The organism is Streptomyces sp. NPDC020597, from assembly GCF_044335095.1.
GTDB lineage: Bacteria > Actinomycetota > Actinomycetes > Streptomycetales > Streptomycetaceae > Streptomyces.
In genome coordinates this window covers 478,136-497,815 of sequence record NZ_JBIRUL010000002.1, presented here as the reverse complement: position 1 = coordinate 497,815, position 19,680 = coordinate 478,136, and the positions used below count along the sequence as shown (strand labels likewise).

Here is a 19,680-nt window from a genome sequence, read left to right as displayed (position 1 = left end):
GCCGCAAGGAGGAACCAGCACCATGAAACCCTCACGCAGACGTCGCGGGACGCGGCGCCTGTGGACCGCCGCCGTGGCGGCCCTGGCGCTCCCTCTCGCCATGCTCAGCACGAGCACGACACCCGCCCAGGCGGCCGCGCTCGCGTGCAGCGTCGACTACAAGACCAATGACTGGGGCTCCGGGTTCACCGCGGACCTCACCCTCACCAACCGGGGAACCGACCCGATCAGCGGCTGGACCCTGACGTACTCCTACGCGGGCAACCAGAAGCTGTCGAACGGCTGGAACGGCAGCTGGTCGCAGTCCGGTCAGCAGATCACGGTGACCAACGCCTCCTACAACGGGACGATCGCCCCCGGCGCGGCGGTCGGCACGGGTGCGCAGTTCAGCTACAGCGGCGCGAACGCCGCTCCCACCGGCTACGCGGTCAACGGCACGCCCTGCGTCGGCGCGCACCAGCCGCCGGTCACGGTGCTGACCAGCCCGACCGCGGGCGCCGTCTACACCCAGGGCAGCGCGGTGCCGCTCGCGGCGACCGCCGCGGCCGCCGACAACGCGACGATCACCAAGATGGAGTTCTACGACGACACGACCCTGCTGGGCACGGACACGAGCGCGCCGTACACGCTGTCCGCCTCGGGGCTGTCCGTGGGCAACCACTCCCTGGTCGCCAAGGCCTACGACAGCCTGGGCGCGTCGGCGTCGTCCACACCGGTCGGCATCACCGTCGCCTCGGGGCCCGCGGTGGTCGCCTCCACCACCCAACTGGCCGTGCAGCAGGGCAAGACGGGCACGTTCACGCTGAAGCTGTCGACCCAGCCGTCGGCCGCCGTGACCGTCACGACCGCCCGGACGGCCGGCAACACGGGCCTGACGGTGAGCGGCGGCGCGAGTCTCACCTTCACCCCGTCGAACTGGAACACCGCCCAGACCGTGACCATCACCGCCAACGCCTCCGGCACGGGCGCAGCGACCTTCGAGTCGAGCGCCACCGGGCACGCGAAGGCGACGGTCACCGCCACCGAGATCGCCGGGACCAAGGCGTACGACGCCCGATTCCTCGACCTCTACGGCAAGATCACCAACCCGGCGAACGGCTACTTCTCCCCCGAGGGCATCCCCTATCACTCGGTCGAGACGCTGATCGTCGAGGCTCCGGACCAGGGCCACGAGACCACGTCCGAGGCCTACAGCTACCTGCTGTGGCTGCAGGCGATGTACGGGAAGATCACCGGCGACTGGACCAAGTTCAACGGTGCCTGGGACATCATGGAGAAGTACATGATCCCCACCCACGCCGACCAGCCGACGAACTCCTTCTACAACGCGTCCAAGCCGGCCACCTACGCCCCGGAGCTGGACACGCCGAACGAGTACCCGGCGAAGCTGGACACCGGGGTGTCCGTGGGGTCCGACCCGATCGCCGGGGAACTGAAGTCCGCCTACGGCACGGACGACGTCTACGGCATGCACTGGCTGCAGGACGTGGACAACGTCTACGGCTACGGCAACGCGCCCGGCAAGTGCGAGGCCGGCCCGGCCGACACCGGCCCCTCGTACATCAACACCTTCCAGCGCGGCGCAGAGGAATCGGTGTGGGAAACGGTTCCGCAACCGACGTGCGACGCCTTCAAGTACGGCGGCAAGAACGGTTACCTGGACCTCTTCACCGGTGACTCCTCCTACGCCAAGCAGTGGAAGTTCACCAACGCCCCGGACGCCGACGCACGCGCCGTGCAGGCCGCGTACTGGGCGGACGTCTGGGCCAAGCAGCAGGGCAAGGGCGGCGACGTCTCCGCGGCCGTCGGCAAGGCCGCCAAGATGGGCGACTACCTGCGGTACGCGATGTACGACAAGTACTTCAAGAAGATCGGCAACTGCGTCGGACCGAGCGCCTGCCCGGCCGGCACCGGCAAGGACGCCTCGCACTACCTGCTGTCCTGGTACTACGCCTGGGGCGGCGCGACCGACACCAACGCCGGCTGGGCGTGGCGCATCGGCTCGAGCCACACCCACGGCGGCTACCAGAACCCCCTGGCCGCCTACGCGCTCAGCAGCTACGCCGACCTGAAGCCCAAGTCGGCGACGGGCCAGGCGGACTGGGCGAAGTCGCTCACCCGGCAGATGGAGTTCTACCGCTGGCTGCAGTCCAGCGAGGGCGCCATCGCGGGCGGCGCGACGAACAGCTGGGCGGGCCGCTACGCGACTCCCCCGGCCGGCACGTCGACCTTCTACGGCATGTACTACGACCAGCAGCCCGTCTACCACGACCCGCCGTCCAACCAGTGGTTCGGGTTCCAGGCCTGGTCGATGGAGCGAGTGGCCGAGTACTACCAGCAGACGGGGAACGCCGCCGCGAAGGCTGTCCTCGACAAGTGGGTCGACTGGGCGCTGTCCAAGACCACGATCAACCCGGACGGCACCTTCCGCATCCCCTCCACGCTCCAGTGGTCGGGCAAGCCCGACAACTGGAACGCCTCGAGTCCCGGCGCGAACACGGGACTTCACGTCACCGTCGCCGACTACACCGACGACGTCGGCGTGGCCGCCGCCTACGCCAAGACCCTGACGTACTACGCCGCCAAGTCCGGTGACACGGAGGCGAAGACGACGGCCAAGGCGCTCCTGGACGGAATGTGGGCCAACAACCGGGACGCCCTCGGCGTCGCGGTCCCGGAGACCCGCACCGACTACAACCGCTTCGACGACGGCGTGTACGTCCCGAGCGGCTTCAGCGGCAAGATGCCCAACGGCGACACGATCAGCTCCTCCTCGACCTTCACCTCGCTGCGGTCCTTCTACAAGAACGACCCCGCCTGGTCGAAGATCGAGGCCTATCTCGCGGGCGGCGCCGCGCCCGTGTTCACGTACCACCGCTTCTGGGCCCAGGCGGACATCGCCATGGCCATGGGCTCGTACGCGGAGCTTCTCGAATAAGCCCCCGCTGAGCGCCTCGCCGGCCGGACGGCGTCCGACCGCGGGCCGGATGCGGCCGGCCGCGCGGTTCCCCGCGTCCCCTCGCCCCCCGGGGCCCGGGGACACGGGGTGGCGCCGCCCTCCGGCGAAGCGCTCGAGGCTCCGCGTACGTGGCCCCGTCACCTGACGACGGGGTCCAGCCGGGCGGCCCCCACCCGCACAGGGGGCCGCCCGGCAATCGCACGTAAAGCGCCCTTGCCACATCCCGCCCCGCCCCGTCCCGTCCGGACGACCGCGCCCCCGGGGCGACCACGCGTTCCCGACGCGTCCCGCGCGTCCTGAACGTCACGCATCCTTCTCCCCCCGCACCCCGTCCCCTCCCCCTGGCTTTTCGCGAGGAAGGACCCCCACCGTGCGAAGAACCCGCATCCTGACGGCCGTACTGGCGCTCGCCGCCGGTCTGATCGCGGGCAGCCCGCCCGTGCTGGCCGCGAACGGCAGCCCGAAGGCGACGCCCGCCGCCGAGTCGTACACCTGGAAGAACGCCCGGATCGACGGCGGCGGCTTCGTGCCGGGCATCGTCTTCAACCGCAAGGAGAAGAACCTCGCCTACGCGCGCACCGACATCGGCGGCGCGTACCGGTGGCAGGAGTCGAGCAGGACGTGGACGCCGTTGCTGGACTCGGTCGGCTGGGCGGACTGGGGCCACACCGGCGTGGTGAGCCTGGCCTCCGACTCCGTCGACCCGAACAAGGTGTACGCGGCGGTCGGCACGTACACCAACAGCTGGGACCCGGGGAACGGGGCGGTGCTGCGCTCCGGCGACCGGGGTGCGAGCTGGCAGAAGACGGACCTGCCCTTCAAGCTGGGCGGGAACATGCCGGGCCGGGGCATGGGCGAGCGGCTCGCGGTCGACCCGAACCGCCCCGGCGTGCTGTACCTGGGCGCGCCGAGCGGCAAGGGCCTGTGGCGTTCGACGGACTCGGGCGTCAGCTGGTCGCAGGTGGCGAACTTCCCCAACGTCGGCAACTACCGGCAGGATCCGACCGACACGAGCGGGTACGCGTCCGACAACCAGGGCATCGTGTGGGTCACCTTCGACGAGTCCACGGGCACGTCCGGCGCCGCGACGAAGACGATCTACGTCGGGGTGGCGGACAAGGACAACGCGGTGTACCGCTCGACGGACGCCGGCGCCACCTGGTCACGGCTGGCCGGGCAGCCGACGGGATACCTGGCGCACAAGGGCGTGCTGGACGCCGTCAACGGCTACCTGTATCTGGCCTACAGCGACAAGGGCGGGCCGTACGACGGCGGCAAGGGCCGGCTGTGGCGCTACGCGACGGCCACCGGGACCTGGACGGACATCTCCCCGGTCGCGGAGGCCGACACCTACTACGGCTTCAGCGGGCTGACGGTCGACCGGCAGAAGCCGGGCACCGTCATGGCCACCGCCTACAGCTCCTGGTGGCCGGACACCCAGATCTTCCGTTCCACCAACAGCGGCGGAGCCTGGACGAAGGCCTGGGACTACACCTCGTACCCCAACCGCGCCGACCGCTTCACGATGGACGTCTCCTCGTCGCCGTGGCTGACCTGGGGCGCGAACCCGTCTCCTCCGGAGCAGGCTCCCAAACTCGGCTGGATGACCGAGGCGTTGGAGATCGACCCGTTCAACTCCAGTCGCATGATGTACGGGACGGGTGCGACGATCTACGGCACGGAGAACCTCGCCGACTGGGACAGCGGCGGCCGGTTCACCGTCCGGCCGATGGTGCGGGGGCTGGAGGAGACCGCGGTCAACGACCTCGCTTCTCCCCCGTCCGGCGCCCCGCTGCTGAGCGCCCTCGGCGACGTCGGCGGCTTCCGCCACACGGACCTGACCAAGGTGCCGTCGATGATGTTCGCCTCCCCGAACTTCACCACGACGACGAGCCTGGACTTCGCCGAGACGAAGCCCGACACCGTGGTACGGGTCGGCGATCTCGACTCGGGACCGCATGTGGCGTTCTCCACGGACAACGGCGCCAACTGGTTCGCGGGAACCGACCCCTCGGGCGTCAGCGGCGGCGGCACGGTCGCCGCGTCCGCGGACGGCAGCCGCTTCGTGTGGAGTCCGGCGGGCACGGGTGTGCAGTACACCACCGGGTTCGGCACCTCGTGGGCCGCGTCGAGCGGCATCCCCGCCGGTGCGGTCGTCGAATCCGACCGCGTCGACCCGAGAACCTTCTACGGCTTCAAGTCCGGCAAGTTCTATGTCAGTTCGGACGGCGGTGCCACCTTCACCGCGTCGGCCGCCAGCGGTCTGCCCAGCGGGGACAGCGTGCGCTTCAAGGCGCTGCCCGGCGGCAGGGGCGACGTCTGGCTGGCCGGCGGGGCGAGCGACGGAGCGTACGGGCTGTGGCACTCCACCGACTCCGGAGCCACCTTCACCAAGCTGTCGTCCGTGGAGCAGGCCGACACCATCGGGTTCGGCAAGGCCGCGACGGGCGCCTCGTACCAGACCCTCTACGCCAGCGCGAAGATCGCCGGGGTCCGGGGCGTCTACCGCTCGACCGACAAGGGCGTCACCTGGACCCGTATCAACGACGACGCCCACCAGTGGGGCTGGACGGGCGCGGCGATCACCGGCGACCCCCGGGTGTACGGGCGGGTGTACGTCTCGACCAACGGGCGGGGTGTGATCTACGGAGACACCTCCGACACCGGCGGGGGCGGCGGAGGCGGGGGCGGCGGCACGGACCCGACGCCCACCCCGACGGGCGCCTGCGCGGTGACGTACACGATCACCAACCAGTGGTCGGGCGGTTTCCAGGCCGACGTCAAGCTCACCAACACCGGCACGAGCGCCTGGTCCGGCTGGAGCCTCGGCTGGACGTTCGCCGACGGGCAGAGCGTCTCCCAGATCTGGAACGCCGAGCACACCCAGTCGGGTCCGGCGGTGACGGCGCGGAACATCGGCTGGAACGGCAACGTGGCGGCCGGCTCGTCCGTCGCCTTCGGCTTCACGGGCAGTTGGTCGGGCACGAACACCAGACCGACGGCGTTCCGGCTCGGCGACCGGAGCTGCTCGTCGGGGTGAACCGCAGGCCCCGTCCGGACGCCGGGCGGGGCCCTTCGCGTCGGCGGTCAGGGCGTGTACAGCGCCGGCCTGGGTGCGGTGGCCATGCCGGCGCCCAGGAAGAAGCTCGGGTGCGGTGGCCATGCCGGCGCCCAGGAAGAAGCTCGGGTGCGGTGGCCATGCCGGCGCCCAGGAAGAAGCTCGGGTCGGGTGCGGCTGTTGCACGGGACGTGCCTCCTGAGCGGGACGGACGGGTTCCGCTCTCCCCGTCGCCGCCGCGGACACTCCAGTTGACGGGTCGGGCGGTCCGGTTCAGGCGTCCCGCGGCCCCGGCCCGCACCCCTGCGGCAACGGCCCGGAAAGCGGCTTCCGAAACGCTTTCAGGGCGAACACGGGGTCAGGGCGGGGCCGGTCCTGATCGGGCAGGGCCGCGAGGCGGGCGGCGAAACCGTCGGCCAGCGGATGCCCGGGCGGCAGCGTGACGAACCAGCCGCGTCGCAGGTCCGCGATGGCCCGGCGCGGGCTGCGGCCCTGTCCCCGGCCGGCGAAACGGGCCTGGCCCGCGGGGACCAGGCCGGATGCGAGGGCGTACGACTCGACGAGCGCGGCGGCGTCCGAGGCCGGCCGGGGCGGGCGCGAGGCCAACACGACATCGATGTCGCTGCCCACGTTGTGCGACGCGCCCTTGTCGACCGTGGTGACGTAGACCCCGCCCGGACGCAGCACCCGGGCGCACTCGGCGACGATCCGCAGCGCGTCCGCCGGATCCTCCACGAGGTGCAGCAGCCACACGCTGCTGACGGCGTCGAACCGTCCCGCGCCGAAGGGGAGCCGGCGGGCGTCGGCGAGGACCACCGCGTCCGGCAGCCGGGCGGCGGCATGGCCCGCCATGGCCGGGGCCCGGTCCACTCCCGTCACGCGCAGGCCGGGACGTTCGTCGGCGAGCCGCCGGGTGACGATGCCGGTGCCGCACGCGACGTCCAGCAGGCTGCGCGCCCCGCCGGGCACCAGGCCGAGGACGGCGTCAGCCGCCGCGGCGGCCCGGGGCTCGCCGCCGCGCAGGGTGTCGTAGCGTTCGGCTTCCTCGTCGTAGTCCAGCACCGCCCCTCCCCCTCCCCTCGCCCTGCCGGGCGGGTCAGTGCGCCCCGTGCGCGGGGGCCACGGCCTCCACACGGCGGGCGAGCTCGACGTCCAGGCCGGTGACGGCGCCGCCCGCGCTGTGGGTGTGCACGCTGAGCGACACGGTGTTGTAGCCGAGGGTGAGCTCGGAGTGGTGGTTGAGCTCCTCCTGGATCTGTGCGACGTGGATGACCAGGGAGGTCGCGGCGAAGTGCGAGCCGAGCCGGTAGGCGCGGGTGAGGCGGCCGCCGTCCAGGGACCAGCCGGGCAGCTCGCCCAGCCGCTCCTCGATCTCGCTCTGCGACAGCGGTTCGGCCATGACCGGCTCCCTTCGTGGGTGTCGCCTACCCGTCCAGCGTGCCACAGGAACGCCGGGACGGCCCTGGTCAGCAGGGCTCCGCGGGGAACACGACGATCCGGGGCGCCGTCGCCGGCCCGGCCACCGGCCCCGCGCCGGCCGTCGGGCCGGCCGGAGCAGCAGCGCGCCCGCGTTCAGGCGTTCGGGCGTCGTCCGGCGCCGCCGGAGCGGCTGCCGCGTTCGTCCCCGGCGCCACCGGGCGGCTGCCGGGTTCGTCCCCGCCCGGCCGGTGAACTACGGTCGTGGGCATGACCGTTGCAGCGATCGGTACGCAGTCCGCCCCCGCGAATCCCGGCGGTGGGGGTGTGGGCCCGCTGCTGCGGGCCTGGCGGGAACGGCGGCGGATGAGTCAGCTGGAGCTGGCGCTGCGCGCCGACTCGTCGGCCCGGCACGTCAGCTTCGTCGAGACGGGTCGTTCCCGGCCGAGCGAGGACATGGTGCTGCGGCTCGCCGAGCAGCTCGACGTGCCCGTGCGCGAGCGCAACGCCCTGCTTCTGGCCGCCGGATACGCACCGCGCTATCCGCAGACCCCGCTCGACGACCCGGCGCTGGACGCGCTGCGCTCGGGTCTGGAGCGGCTGCTCCAGGGCTACGAGCCGTATCCGGCGCTGGTCATGGACGCCCGCTACGACGTGGTGGCGGCCAACCGGGGCATCACGATGCTGCTGGAGGGCGTCCCGCGGTCCCTGCTGGAGCCGCCGCTGAACGCGATGCGCCTCACCCTCCACCCGCAGGGCCTCGCACCGCGCATCCGCAACCTGCGCGAATGGCGTGGTCACCTGCTCGCGCAGATGGAGCGCCAGATCGCCCTGTACCGCTCGAACCCGCTGAGGGAGCTGTACGAGGAGGTGGCCGCCTATCCGGTCGTCGCCGGCACCGGGACGGTCACGGACACCGGGGCGGTCGGTGGACCGGGCGAGGTCGTCCCGTATTTCGCGCTGCCCATGCGGATCGAGCACGCGGGGCGGATCCTCTCCTTCATCTCGACGGTCGCCACCTTCAACACCCCCATGGACGTGACGGTCGCCGAACTCGCCGTCGAGACGTTCCTGCCGGCCGACCCGGCGACGGCCAAGTACCTGCAAGGCCTGGTGGGCTGACGTTCGATCAGTCGGGCGCGCGCCGTTGAATGCCCCCCTCCGCTATTCGTGAGATCGCGGCCCGGACGTGACACACTGACCCGCGTGCCTCGACACGCAGGGGAGACGTGGGGTGAGTGAGCGACGGCCCGCGCCCACGGTGGGCCAGGTGGTACTCGGCAGACGGCTGCAGGAACTGCGCGAGGCGGCCGGCCTCAGCCGCGAGGAGGCCGCCCGTGCCCTGCACGTCGCCCCGGCGACGGTACGGCGCATGGAGACGGCCGACGTCGCGCTGAAGGTGCCGTACGTGCAGGTCCTCCTGGAGGCGTACGGCGTCTCCCGGGACGAGGCGCAGGGGTTCGTCTCGCTCACCGAGGAGGCGAACCGGCCCGGCTGGTGGCAGCGCTACCACGACGTGCTGCCGGAGTGGTTCAGCCTGTACGTGAGCCTGGAGGGCGCCGCACGGCTGATCCGCTCGTACGAGCCGCACTTCGTGCCGGGACTGCTGCAGACCGAGGCCTACGCGAGGGCGGTGCTGGAGGCCGGGACCGTCGGGCGCTCGACCCCGGACTCCCTCGAACGGCACGTGGCTCTGCGCATGGCGCGCCAGCGGCTGCTGGAGAGCGCCGACCCGCCCCGTCTGTGGGTGGTGATGGACGAGACGGTGCTGCGCCGGCCGGTGAGCGTCGACGCCGCCGTGATGGCGGAACAGCTGGACAAGCTGGTGGAGTTCGCCGAGCGGGACCGGATCACTCTGCAGGTCTCCGAGTTCGCCGCGGGCCCGCACCCCGGGACGTCCGCGCCGTTCTCGCTGTTCCGCTTCGGCGAGCCCGAGCTGCCCGACATGGTCGTGACCGAGTATCTGACCGGCGCGCTCTACCTCGACGTCCGCAAGGAGGTCTCCGCCCACCTGGAGGTCCTCGACCACATGACGACGCACGCCGCGTCCGCCGACGACACCAAGCAGATCCTGCGGGACGCCCGCGACAGCGTCTGACCCGGCCTCGGCGGCGTCCGGCCTGCGGCCGCGGCGCCTCGGAGTCCGGCGGAGCCCGGCCGGGCCGGGCGCTGCAGAGGTTCCGTGAAGGCCCCTCGCCGCACACCCGGCACGGCAGCCCCGCTCGGGTAGCATCGGTGACGGGCGGTCAACAGTGCGGCACGGACCGTCGGGTGCTGCACGGACAGGCGCTTCGGGGGAGGCGGGCATGGTCAGGAAGTACGTCGTCTCGCCGGGCGGGGGCCGCGGCGCGCACCCCGACATCGGCTCCGCCCTGCGGGCCGCGGCCGCACGCGGCCGCGCCGCGCGGATCGAGATCGCGCCCGGCCGTTACGAGGAGCAGCTCACGGTCCACGGCGAGGTCGAGCTGGCGGCGGCCGGCGACCCCGGCTCCGTGGTGGTGGGAGGCCTCCGGGGCACCGTGCTCAGCACCCTCGGGTCGGTCGTGGTCCGCGGTCTCGTGCTGACCGGCCGGGAGGCCGACGCCGGGGTCGTCCACTGCCGGACCGGATCCCTCACCCTCGACCGGGTGGAGGTGCGGGCACACCGCGGGGTGTGCGTGCAGGTGTCGCCCGGCGCCTCCGCGACGCTGACGGACAGCGCGTTCAGGTTCGGCCGGACCGTGTTCACCGGCAGCGCCGGACTCGTCGAGCGGTGCCGGTTCGCCGACGCGGCCGACAACGCGGTCGCGGCGATCGAGAGCGCCCGGGTCACGGTGCGGGACAGCCGCGTCGACGGCGCCGGGATCCATGGCGTGCGCGTCAGCGACGCCTGGGCGCAGCTCACCGGCTGCGAGATCACCGGCACCGAGCGGACGGCCGTGATCGCGGACGCGCAGGCGGAGCTGACGGTCGAGGGCTGCCGTATCGAGGGTGTGCACGGGGCCGCGCTCGAGTTCGTCGAGCAGTCCCGGGGCACGGTCACGGACACCCGGGTCCTCGACGCCGAGAACGGGATCGTGGTGGCGAGCGGCGCCGACCCCCAGGTGCGAGGCTGCGTGTTCACCGGGTGCCGCGACACGGGCATCCACGTCCAGGACGCGGGCCGTGGCGCCTTCGAGGGCTGCGAGGTCGTGGACGCGGGCAACGTCGCGGTGCTGTCGACGCGGGGCGGCGCTCCGCTGGTGAGCGGCTGCCGCGTCTCGGGCGGCAATGTGGGCATCGCCGTCACCGACCGCGCCCGGGGCCGGTTCGCCGGCTGCCGTGTGCGGGACCTGACGGGTGTCGGACTGCGGGTGTGGGACGGGAGCAAGGCCGTGTTCGAGGACGTCCGCGTGGAGCGCTGCCCGTTCGGCCTGGACGCCAAGGGCGACGGCGGCACCACGGCCGAGCTGACCGGTGTGGCCTTCGGCGACTTCGACATGATCGCCGTGGCCGCCGTCGGCCAGTCCCGGGTGACGCTCAGGTCGGTCACGGCCGAGCGCGGGCTGCTGGGCTTCGGCGCGGGCGAGGAGGCCCAACTGCACCTGCACGACTGCACCGTCACCGGGGTGGAGACCGGTGGTGCCCTGGCGTTCGGCACGGCGCGGCTCGTCGCCCGCGACCTCACGGTGACGGGTGCGCAGTCGTACGGGCTGTGCGGGACGGGCTCCGCGTATCTGGACGTCGTCGGCGGCCGCTTCGAGGACTGCGCGGCCACGGGAGTGCGCTGCGACGAGAAGTGCGGCGGCCGGCTGGCGGACTGCTGCGTGACCGGGACGTCGGGGACGGCGGTGCAGCACAACGGGCGCGTCCAGCTGGTCTCGTTGCGTACGGCGCTGCCGGTCAGGGAGATCACCGAGCCCGCCCCGCCGCCGACGATCGTGAACAACTACCACGGACCCGTGTTCGTGGAGGCCGTCCACAGCGCCCAGTTGGCATGGGGCAACACCAACGTCGTCCAGCAGCAGACGCATCAGAACAGCCCGGACGACCGCAGCGACCGCAGCGTGCACACCGACCCCATCGACCCGGACGGAGCCAGCCGGTGAACCACCCGAACGTGCCGAACGACGTGAGCGACGCGCACGACCCGCAGGACGCGAACCGCCCGCAGCAGGTGAACCATTACGACGGACCGGTGTTCAACAAGGGTGTCGGAAACGCCCAGTTGGCCTGGAACAACGAGACGGTCACCCAGAACCAGCAGATCAACGACGGCTCGGTCGCGCCCGGTTACGAGGCCCTCGCGGCGCTGGTGACCGATCTGCTCCGGCAGCTGCCCGGGGCGGGCCTCGCCGACGGCGACCGCGCGGACGCCGCGACGGCGGCCGAGGAGGTCATCGCGGAGATCACCGGCCCGGACTCCCCGGAGCCCGGCCGCGTGCGCCGTGCGGTCACCACGCTCAAAGGGGCCCTGGCCCCCGTGGCGACCGGCCTGGCGGCGGGGACGGCCGTGGGGGCGCAGGAGTGGGCCCAGTCCGCGATCAGAGGCCTGACCGGCCTCGTCTGAACCGCGAGGCCGGCCGGACCCGCCCGGGCCGGGCGCGCGGGACCGTCCGTCGGGAGCGGCCCGGCGTGCCCGGCGCGGGCGGCCGGTCAGGCGAGCTTGGCCGACAGCGTGATCGGGACGGCCTTCAGGGCCTGGCTGACGGGGCAGTTGACCTTGGCCTGCTCGGCGGCGGCGAGGAAGCCGTCCTCGTCGAGGCCGGGCACCGTGCCCTCCACGGTCAGGTGGATGCCGGTGATGCCCTCGCCCGGCTGGAAGGTCACGTCCGCCGAGGTGACGAGCTTGGCGGGCGGCGTGCCCGCACCGGCCAGGGCGTGCGAGAAGGCCATGGAGAAGCAGCTGGAGTGGGCTGCCGCGATCAGCTCCTCGGGGCTGGTCTTGCCGTTCGCCTCCTGGGTACGGGCGGCCCACGTCACGGGCTGCCGGCCGATGGCGCCGGAGGAGTCGAAGGTCACGACCCCGTTGCCCTCGAGCAGGTTGCCTTCCCAGACGGTGTGTGCGGAGCGCGTGGTGGCCACGGTTCTTCCTTTCGCATGGGGATCCCGGTGGACGGGATTGCGTGCCCCCATCCGATCACACTCCGGCTCACCGCACCCGGAACACCGGGCCTCGCGCCGTGAACGGCGGCCGTCGGCCCGGCAAACGCCGAGCAGGCGTGCTGACGTCGCACCCCGCGGGGCGTCCCACCGGCTGCGGGCGCGGCACGAACTCGTCGAACCGGCGGGCCAGTCGGGCGTCGTCGCCGTCAGGCGGCGCGTTCCTCCCGGGCGGGTTCTTCATGCGTCGTCTTCAGCGGGACCTGGGGGCCGTCGGACTCGCGCAGCCAGCGGCGCAGGACGCGGTGCACCTGTTCCGCGCCCACGAGTTCCCCGCCGTCACGGGCCGGCGCGGACAGGGCCAGCGGGGACAGCAGGAACGGCCGGCCCTGGGCGCCGCCGAGGCCGCCGTGCGAGCCGATCTGCTCCTCGAAGGCGAGGACCTCGCCGTCGGCCGGGTCGTGGCAGGAGTTGACCATGATGTCGGCGGTGTGCGGGAAGGTGTGGGTGCGGCGCACGGCGTCGGCCGCGCCGGGCCCGAACGCGGCCAGCGGGCCGGGATCCTCGTCGAGCCGGTCGAGGGGGATGTGCGCGCCGTGCGCGCCGAGGACGACCCCGCCGTGCTCCTCACTGCGCACCAGCAGGAAGCCGACGCCGGGATGGTCGGCGAGGGTGGACAGCAGCGCGGGGTGACGGGCGTCGATCTCCTCCTTGCTCATCCGGTGCGGGACGTCCGGGAAGGAGATCAGGCCCAGGTTGCCGGAGGCCAGCACGACCGGCTCCGAGCGGCGCCCGGACGGCTCCCGGCGCCCGGACGGCTCTTCCACGGGGCGGCGCAGCGCCGCGCGGACGGCCGCGCGGGCCTCGGCGCCGCTGTGGGTGCGTTGCGCCCTGCGCGGCACGGGCAGGCCGCAGCCGGCCCGCACCAGGTCGCCGAGGGTGAGGCCGTACCGGGCGTGGAACGTCTCGCCGGGACTCTGGCCGTGGTCGGACAAGACGACGACCCGGTAGGGGCGGGGGGCGTGCTCGGCGACGGTCTCGATCAGCGCGAGCGCCCGGTCGAGGCGGCCGAGGACCTGCTCGGTGTCCCGGCCGAGCGGCCCGGAGTGGTGCGCGACCTCGTCGTACGCCACCAGGTCGGCGTAGACGGCGGTGCGGCCGGCGAGCATGTCGCCCATCACCGCCGCCACCACGACGTCGCGTTCGACGACGGTCGCGAAGGCGCGGACGAAGGGGTAGAGGCCGCCGCGTCCCACGCGCGGGCGGTCGCCCCGCAGCCGGGCGCGGGTGGACTGGACGATCTCGCGGACGACCTCGGCGACGAACGACAGGGCCGTGCGCACGGCGTTCGCGGGGTCGCTGAAGTAGGCGAAGTAGCCGGCCCGGGAACGGGTCTCCCGGCTGCGCCGACGGGCGGCTATGGACAGGACGAGCGCCTGCTCGTCGGCGCCGCCGCCGAAGAGGTTGCCGCGGCTCGCGCCGTCGGCCGACAGCAGGCCGCCGTCACCGGTGCGTTCGACCGCGCGGCGCTGGAGCTCGACGGCACTGGTCGGGCGGTTGCAGACCATCACCTCCCCGGTGTCCTTCTCGTACCAGCGGAAGGCGGGGACGTCGTGGTTGCTGCCGTGCAGGATGCCGAGCTGGCTGGCGCCGGTCTGGCTGGACCAGTCGGTGCGCCAGGGGGTGAGGCGGTGCGTCGCACGCGGCGCGCGCCCCGGTGCGCCGGCGCCGCCGACGGCGGGCGCGTCGCCCAGCCACCGGGCGACGGTCGGCATCAGCCCCTTCCGTACGGCCGCGACCAGCACGTCGTGGCCCACGCCGTCGAGCTGGAGGAAGACAGTGCCGTGGGTGGCGGGACAGGCGGGGCCGCCCCTGCGCCGGCGGTCGGCGAGACGGTACAGGCGGCGACGGTAGGCGTCGTCGTCGCGTACGGCCAGGGCTCCACCCGTCGCGGAGGCGACGGCGGACATCACGGCGGCGACGATGACGGCGGTCTCGGGAGCCGCCTCGCTCTGCCCGGAGGGGTTCAGCCGCAGGGCGAGGAGCAGCAGCGAGCCGTTGAGGAAGAACACCAGCAGGCCGAGGACCAGCGCCGGCACCAGCAGCAGGAGGCGCACCAGCAGTGGCCAGGCCAGGGCGGACAGCACGCCGAAAACGCCCGCGCCGACGGCCGCGGTCACCGCGATGGTGGTGGCGCTGTCGCCGTCGGGCGACTGAAGCCGGAAGTCCGGCAGGATCCCCGCCAGCGCGAGCATCGTGAGAGTGGAGACGGCCCACACCGCGATGCTCCGCCCCGCCTGGCTGACGGCACGCCGCCATCGCACCCCACGCACGCCCCGTACACCTCGCGTTCCGGCCCCGACGCCCGTGGGAGCCGTCTTCCACCCTGCCACACCGCGGCGAGGGGCACCCCGGGGACCGGGTCCGGTGTTCGGATCACCCCGCTCGCCGGCGTCGGCAAGCCCCGTCGACGCCCTGCCGGCGCCCTCCCGACGCCTGCCGGCGCCCCGCCGCCGGGCGCGGATGCGGGCGGCGGGTCCTACCGGCCGTCGTAACCGGCGGTCGGCATGGACAGCCTCCGGTGCACCCGGGCCTTCATCTGGGCGTCGTAGGCGGGTTCGGCGCTGCCGACGGTCTCCACCCGCACCCCGCGCCGCGCGCACTCGGCGGCGAACTCCTCGACGGACGACAGCGCGCTCTCCAGCACCCGGCGGCTCGGGGCGACGAACAGGTCGCATCCGGGCTCCACCCCGTCCCACAGCACGCTGTGGTCGGGGCGCAGTCCGCGCACCAGCAGTTCCCGGCTGACGACGTGTCCGCGTTCCGCGGCCCACCGCGCGCACATCGCGTGCTGGCTGCGGGAGTCCACGAGAAAGGGATCGGCGTCCAGTTCCTCGAGCGGCGTCAGACTCGCGATCGCGGTGACCCGCATGACCCGCGGCGGTCCCATGGCGTCCCCCCTCACCTCCGGGTTCAGTCGCCGACCCTACTCCTGCCCGTAGGCTTCGGGGAGTCGCGCGAAGGAGGCAAAGAGGTGCCGGTGGAGATCACGTGGTGGGGTCACGCGACCTGCACGGTCGAGGATTCGGACGTGCGTGTGCTCACCGACCCCTTGTTCGCCCGCCGCCTCGCGCATCTGCGCCGCCGCCGCGGCGCGCTGCCCCCGCCCGGGGCCTGGAAGGCCGACGTCGCGCTCGTCTCGCACCTGCACGCCGACCATCTGCACGTGCCGTCGCTGGCGCGCCTCGCGCCGGGCACGCGCCTGCTGGTGCCCCGGGGCGCGCCGCGCGCCGTGCCCGGGCTGCGGCGGCTGCGGCATCTGCGGCTGAGCGAGATGGCGCCGGGTGACGAGACGACCGTGGGCGGGGTCCGCATACGGGCGGTGCCCGCGCGGCACGACGGGCGGCGGCTGCCGGTCGGCAGACGCTCCTCCCCCGCGCTCGGGTACGTCGTCGAGGGCGAGGCACGGACGTACTTCGCCGGGGACACCGGCCTGTTCGAGGACATGGCCGAGGAGGTCGGGCCGGTCGACGTGGCGCTGCTGCCGGTGGGCGGCTGGGGGCCGCATCTGGGCGAGGGGCACCTGGACGCGGGGCGGGCGGCCGAGGCACTGGCCCGGCTTGGGCCGCGCAGCGCGGTGCCGGTGCACTACGGCACGTACTGGCCGATCGGCATGGACGCGGTGCGGCCCCACGAGTTCCACGCGCCCGGCGAGGAGTTCGTGCGGCTCGCGGCGGAGCGTGCGCCGGACGTGGCCGTGCACCGGCTGGGGCACGGGGAGAGCGTGCGCCTGGAGGAGGCGCGGTGACCGTGTCGGCCGCCGTGGTCACCGCGGTCATACCGACCGAGGCGACGCAACAGGCGCTCGGCTATCCGTCGTTGTTCCTGCTGGTGCTGATCGGTGCGCTGGTGCCGGTGGTGCCGACGGGGGCGCTGGTGAGCACGGCGGCCGTGGTCGCGTTCCACCAGAAGGCGCCGTTCTCGCTGCTCCTGGTGTTCGTGACGGCGTCGCTGGCCGCGTTCTGCGGGGACGCGGCGCTGTACTGGCTGGGGCGGCGCGGGATGGGCTCGAAGAACGGCTCGCGGTGGCTGGAGGCGATCCGCTCGCGGGCGCCCGAGGAGCGGCTGGCGCAGGCGCAGGGCAAGCTCGCCGACCACGGCACGACGGTGCTGGTGCTGTCCCGGCTGGTGCCGGCGGGACGCATCCCGGTGATGCTGGCCTGTCTGATGGCGAAGTGGCCGCTGCGCCGCTTCTCGCGCGGCAACCTTCCGGCCTGTCTCGCCTGGGCGGTGACGTACCAGCTGATCGGCATCCTCGGCGGCTCGCTGTTCCCCGAGCCCTGGGAGGGCGTGGTCGCCGCGGTCGCCCTGACCGTGCTGGTCGGCGCGGCCCCTGCCCTGTGGCGCCGGATCAGGGGGACCCGCACCGCCTGAGCGCCACCGTCAGGAGGACCCGGACGGTCCGAGGGCCCCCGTCGCGAGGGCGCGGCCGGCCGGGGCGTCCCGCCCCTCGGGGGACTCGTCCAGTACCCGCGAGCCTCCCACCGGCAGGTCCCACAGGTCGTCGCGGGCGAGGCCGGCCTTCTGCCAGGCGGCGCGCACACGCGTGAGAGGTTCGAGGACGGGCTCGGCGGAGAGCACGAAGGTGCCCCAGTGCATGGGGGCCATGCGCCGCGCGCCGAGGTCGAGGGCGGCGCGGACCGCCTCCTCGGGATCGCAGTGCACGTCGCGCAGCCACCAGCGCGGGTCGTAGGCGCCGATCGGCAACAGGGCCAGGTCGATGCCGGGGTGGCGGCGGCCGATACGGGAGAACCAGTGGCCGTAGCCGGTGTCCCCGGCGAAGTAGACGCGCCGGCCGTCCGGGGCGGTCAGCACCCAGCCGCCCCAGAGGGAGCGGCAGGTGTCGGTGAGGCTGCGCTTGGACCAGTGGTGCGAGGGCACGAAGTCGAAGCGCACGCCGGACAGTTCGGCCGCCTCCCACCAGTCCAGCTCGGTGACCCGGGTGAACCGGCGGCGCAGGAACCAGCGTCCGAGCCCGGCCGGCACGAACACCGGGGTGTCGCGCGGGAGTCGGCGCAGCGTGGGGGCGTCCAGGTGGTCGTAGTGGTTGTGGCTGATGACGACGGCGTCGACGCGCGGCAGCGCGTCCCAGGGGACGCCGACGGGGGTGATCCGCGCCGGGGTGCCGAGGATGCGGCGGGACCACACCGGGTCGGTCAAGACGGTCAGGCCGCCGATGCCGACCACCCAGCTGGCGTGCCCCGCCCAGCTGACGGCGAGGGTGCGGGCGTCCACGCGGGGCAGCGGGGCGGGCGCGAAGGGCAGTCGGGGGATGTCGGCGAGGCCCTCCCTGCCGGGGCGCACGGAGCCTTCGCGGGCGAACCGGGCGATGGCCTTGAGGCCGGGCAGCGGCGCGGTGAGCCGGTCGTGGAAGGTTCTCGGCCAGATCCGGCGCTCGCCCGGCGGCCGGGGTTCGGCGAGCGGCGGGACGGCGGGCGCCGGTGCGAGGGGGGACAGGGTCGGCGCGGCGCCGACGGCCCCGCCGGTCACGGTGCTGGTGGCGGTCGACTCGGACTGCTGCGTCATCGAGGAGGCTCCCATCGCTGAGCTTCGTCACCGAGATCGTCGAAGACCGATCTCATGAGCGTCAACGCACGTTGCACGTGGGGTAGTTCCCACGGTGTGGGCGAGGTGAGGCGTTCCGTGCGCCGGGCGTCCGCGCCATTGAGCAGCATGCCGGTGGAGAACCGGACGTGCAGGGCGCTGAGGTCGTCCCCGAAGCGGTGTCCGCCCGGCGCGGGCATGCCGAGCCGGGCGGAGAGGTAGTCCTCCAGTTCCTGTGCGTCGCCCACGCCGTGGGCGGACAGCGCCTCGCGCAGCGGCCCGAGGTCGGCGTAGAGGTGGCGGCCGGCCCGGGGCGGAAGAGCCAGGCCGCCCGCGGCGACCACCGCGGCGTGCATCTCCCGCGCCAGGTGCGCGTGCAGGCGGACGGCGGCGGCCGCGCGCGCGGTGACCGGCTCGGGCTCGGTCAGGGCGTACGCGGCCGCGGCCGCGACCGGACCGGCCACCCGGGCGTCGAGGGCCGTCAGCACGTCGAGCACGCGCGCGTGCAGGGCGTCTCCGGCAGCCGAGGCGGGGAACCGGGCGACGGCCGCCGGCCAGCCGACGGGCAGCAGGGCCCCGGCGAGGTCGCTGACGACGGTGACCTCCCCGGGCAGCATCTCGGCGGGGCTGACCAGCACGGTTTCCTGCGGGGTGTGCACGGTGTCGCGCCAGGTCTCGTCGCTGACCAGGTGCAGGCCCTCCCCCGCGGCGGCCTCCACGGCCTCGTGCAGGACTTCCGGCGGCGCCACGGTGGCCGTCGGGTCGTCGGCGACGGACAGCACCAGCAGGCGCGGGTCGCCGCCCTCGGCGCGCACCCGGCGCACGGTCTCCAGCAGGGCGTACGGGTCCGGGACGCCGCCGCACTCCGCGGGCGTCGCGACGTGGAACACGGGCCTGCCCAGCAGCCTGGCGTACGGCGCCCACCAGGCCGCGCACGGCCGCGGCACCAGGACGTCGCCGCCGAGAGCTGCGGTCAGCGCGAGCAGGAGGGCGGGGGCCCCGGGTCCGGCGACGACCCGACCCGGCTCTGCGGGGCCGCCGCGCCGGGACCAGTAGCCCCGGGCCGCGTCGAGGAGGGCGCGGCCGCCGCCGACCGGCTCGCCGTCGGCGCGGTCGGCGGCCCCGGCGAGGACCGAGGCGAGTTCGGGCAGCACCGGCAGGCCGTCCGGGGGGAGCGGCGGGCCGTAGCGGACGGGGCCGTGGTCCTCCGGTTCGGTCCGCCGCATCTGGCCCTCCGTGCAGTCCCTGCCTGGCGCCCAGCCTGTTGCCTTGCCTTGCTTCTTGCCTTGCCTGGCACCCAGCCTGTTGCCTTGCCTTGCCTTGCTTCTTGCCTTGCCTGGCGCCCAGCCTGTTGCCTTGCCTGGTTCCGTGCCCGTGCCCCGTGCTTCCCGCTGCCTGGGGTCGCCGGACATCGTCGTGGACCGTGGAGCAGGGGCCCGCGGGCCCTGGGGCGTTACGTCTCGTACGGGGCCCGGCGCTCGTACGGGACGTCAGGTCTCGTACGGGGCGGGGTCGTGCTCCCGAGGTGACGAGTACCCGGTGAGGCGGCGCGTCATGGCCGGCTTCGCGCGTTGCGCCGGTC

Annotated in this window: 15 protein-coding genes; 8 read left to right on the top strand and 7 right to left on the bottom strand. The window is 73.7% G+C overall.

The window, feature by feature from the left end:
* Positions 1-22 precede the first annotated feature (22 nt).
* The gene (locus tag ACH4ZA_RS05775) at positions 23-2,938 is read left to right on the top strand and encodes a glycoside hydrolase family 48 protein (protein WP_319277796.1); all 2,916 of its coding nucleotides are present in this window, start codon (positions 23-25) and stop codon (positions 2,936-2,938) included.
* A 391-nt stretch (positions 2,939-3,329) separates the two neighbouring features.
* On the top strand, positions 3,330-5,999 hold the full coding sequence (locus tag ACH4ZA_RS05770) for a cellulose binding domain-containing protein (RefSeq protein WP_398428195.1): 2,670 nt from the start codon (positions 3,330-3,332) through the stop codon (positions 5,997-5,999).
* A gap of 291 nt (positions 6,000-6,290) precedes the next feature.
* Here ACH4ZA_RS05770 and ACH4ZA_RS05765 read toward each other — a convergent pair whose 3' ends face one another.
* Both ACH4ZA_RS05765 and ACH4ZA_RS05760 read right to left on the bottom strand, forming a co-directional pair.
* The gene (locus ACH4ZA_RS05765; RefSeq protein ID WP_319277798.1) at positions 6,291-7,079 is read right to left on the bottom strand and encodes a class I SAM-dependent methyltransferase; all 789 of its coding nucleotides are present in this window, start codon (positions 7,077-7,079) and stop codon (positions 6,291-6,293) included.
* Positions 7,080-7,113: 34 nt separating this feature from the next.
* Entirely contained in the window at positions 7,114-7,416 is a 303-nt protein-coding gene (locus tag ACH4ZA_RS05760) for a 4a-hydroxytetrahydrobiopterin dehydratase (RefSeq protein ID WP_319277799.1), read from the bottom strand.
* A 287-nt stretch (positions 7,417-7,703) separates the two neighbouring features.
* Here ACH4ZA_RS05760 and ACH4ZA_RS05755 point away from each other — a divergent pair, with 287 nt between their 5' ends.
* From ACH4ZA_RS05755 to ACH4ZA_RS05740, 4 genes are all read left to right on the top strand, one after another.
* A complete protein-coding gene (locus tag ACH4ZA_RS05755; protein ID WP_398428192.1) occupies positions 7,704-8,555 on the top strand; it encodes a helix-turn-helix domain-containing protein in 852 nt (283 codons plus the stop codon).
* 112 nt (positions 8,556-8,667) lie between these two features.
* Positions 8,668-9,531 carry a helix-turn-helix domain-containing protein gene (locus ACH4ZA_RS05750; protein ID WP_398428190.1) on the top strand — a complete coding sequence of 288 codons (864 nt, stop codon included), beginning with the start codon at positions 8,668-8,670 and terminating at the stop codon, positions 9,529-9,531.
* A 208-nt stretch (positions 9,532-9,739) separates the two neighbouring features.
* Complete coding sequence (locus tag ACH4ZA_RS05745) at positions 9,740-11,500, top strand: right-handed parallel beta-helix repeat-containing protein (protein ID WP_398428188.1); 1,761 nt, start codon at positions 9,740-9,742, stop codon at positions 11,498-11,500.
* On the top strand, positions 11,497-11,961 hold the full coding sequence (locus ACH4ZA_RS05740; protein ID WP_398428186.1) for a hypothetical protein: 465 nt from the start codon (positions 11,497-11,499) through the stop codon (positions 11,959-11,961). The genes ACH4ZA_RS05745 and ACH4ZA_RS05740 overlap by 4 nt, the downstream gene beginning before the upstream one ends.
* A gap of 86 nt (positions 11,962-12,047) precedes the next feature.
* Here ACH4ZA_RS05740 and ACH4ZA_RS05735 read toward each other — a convergent pair whose 3' ends face one another.
* From ACH4ZA_RS05735 to ACH4ZA_RS05725, 3 genes are all read right to left on the bottom strand, one after another.
* Complete coding sequence (locus ACH4ZA_RS05735; RefSeq protein WP_319277804.1) at positions 12,048-12,476, bottom strand: OsmC family protein; 429 nt, start codon at positions 12,474-12,476, stop codon at positions 12,048-12,050.
* A 227-nt stretch (positions 12,477-12,703) separates the two neighbouring features.
* Positions 12,704-14,827 carry a phage holin family protein gene (locus ACH4ZA_RS05730; protein WP_398428184.1) on the bottom strand — a complete coding sequence of 708 codons (2,124 nt, stop codon included), beginning with the start codon at positions 14,825-14,827 and terminating at the stop codon, positions 12,704-12,706.
* Positions 14,828-15,033: 206 nt separating this feature from the next.
* Positions 15,034-15,444 (bottom strand): hypothetical protein, encoded by a 411-nt coding sequence (locus ACH4ZA_RS05725; protein WP_319277806.1) that lies wholly within the window; start codon positions 15,442-15,444, stop codon positions 15,034-15,036.
* An 84-nt stretch (positions 15,445-15,528) separates the two neighbouring features.
* Between ACH4ZA_RS05725 and ACH4ZA_RS05720 the strand changes: the two genes are divergently transcribed.
* Positions 15,529-16,302 (top strand): MBL fold metallo-hydrolase, encoded by a 774-nt coding sequence (locus ACH4ZA_RS05720; protein ID WP_319277807.1) that lies wholly within the window; start codon positions 15,529-15,531, stop codon positions 16,300-16,302.
* The gene (locus ACH4ZA_RS05715; RefSeq protein WP_319277808.1) at positions 16,299-16,928 is read left to right on the top strand and encodes a VTT domain-containing protein; all 630 of its coding nucleotides are present in this window, start codon (positions 16,299-16,301) and stop codon (positions 16,926-16,928) included. The genes ACH4ZA_RS05720 and ACH4ZA_RS05715 overlap by 4 nt, the downstream gene beginning before the upstream one ends.
* A 9-nt stretch (positions 16,929-16,937) precedes the next feature.
* Here the strand turns inward: ACH4ZA_RS05715 and ACH4ZA_RS05710 are convergent, their stop codons facing one another.
* A complete protein-coding gene (locus tag ACH4ZA_RS05710) occupies positions 16,938-18,080 on the bottom strand; it encodes an MBL fold metallo-hydrolase (RefSeq protein WP_319277809.1) in 1,143 nt (380 codons plus the stop codon).
* Entirely contained in the window at positions 18,077-19,324 is a 1,248-nt protein-coding gene (locus ACH4ZA_RS05705) for an aminotransferase class I/II-fold pyridoxal phosphate-dependent enzyme (protein WP_398428181.1), read from the bottom strand. Before ACH4ZA_RS05705 ends, ACH4ZA_RS05710 begins: the two co-directional genes overlap by 4 nt.
* Positions 19,325-19,680: the final 356 nt, after the last annotated feature.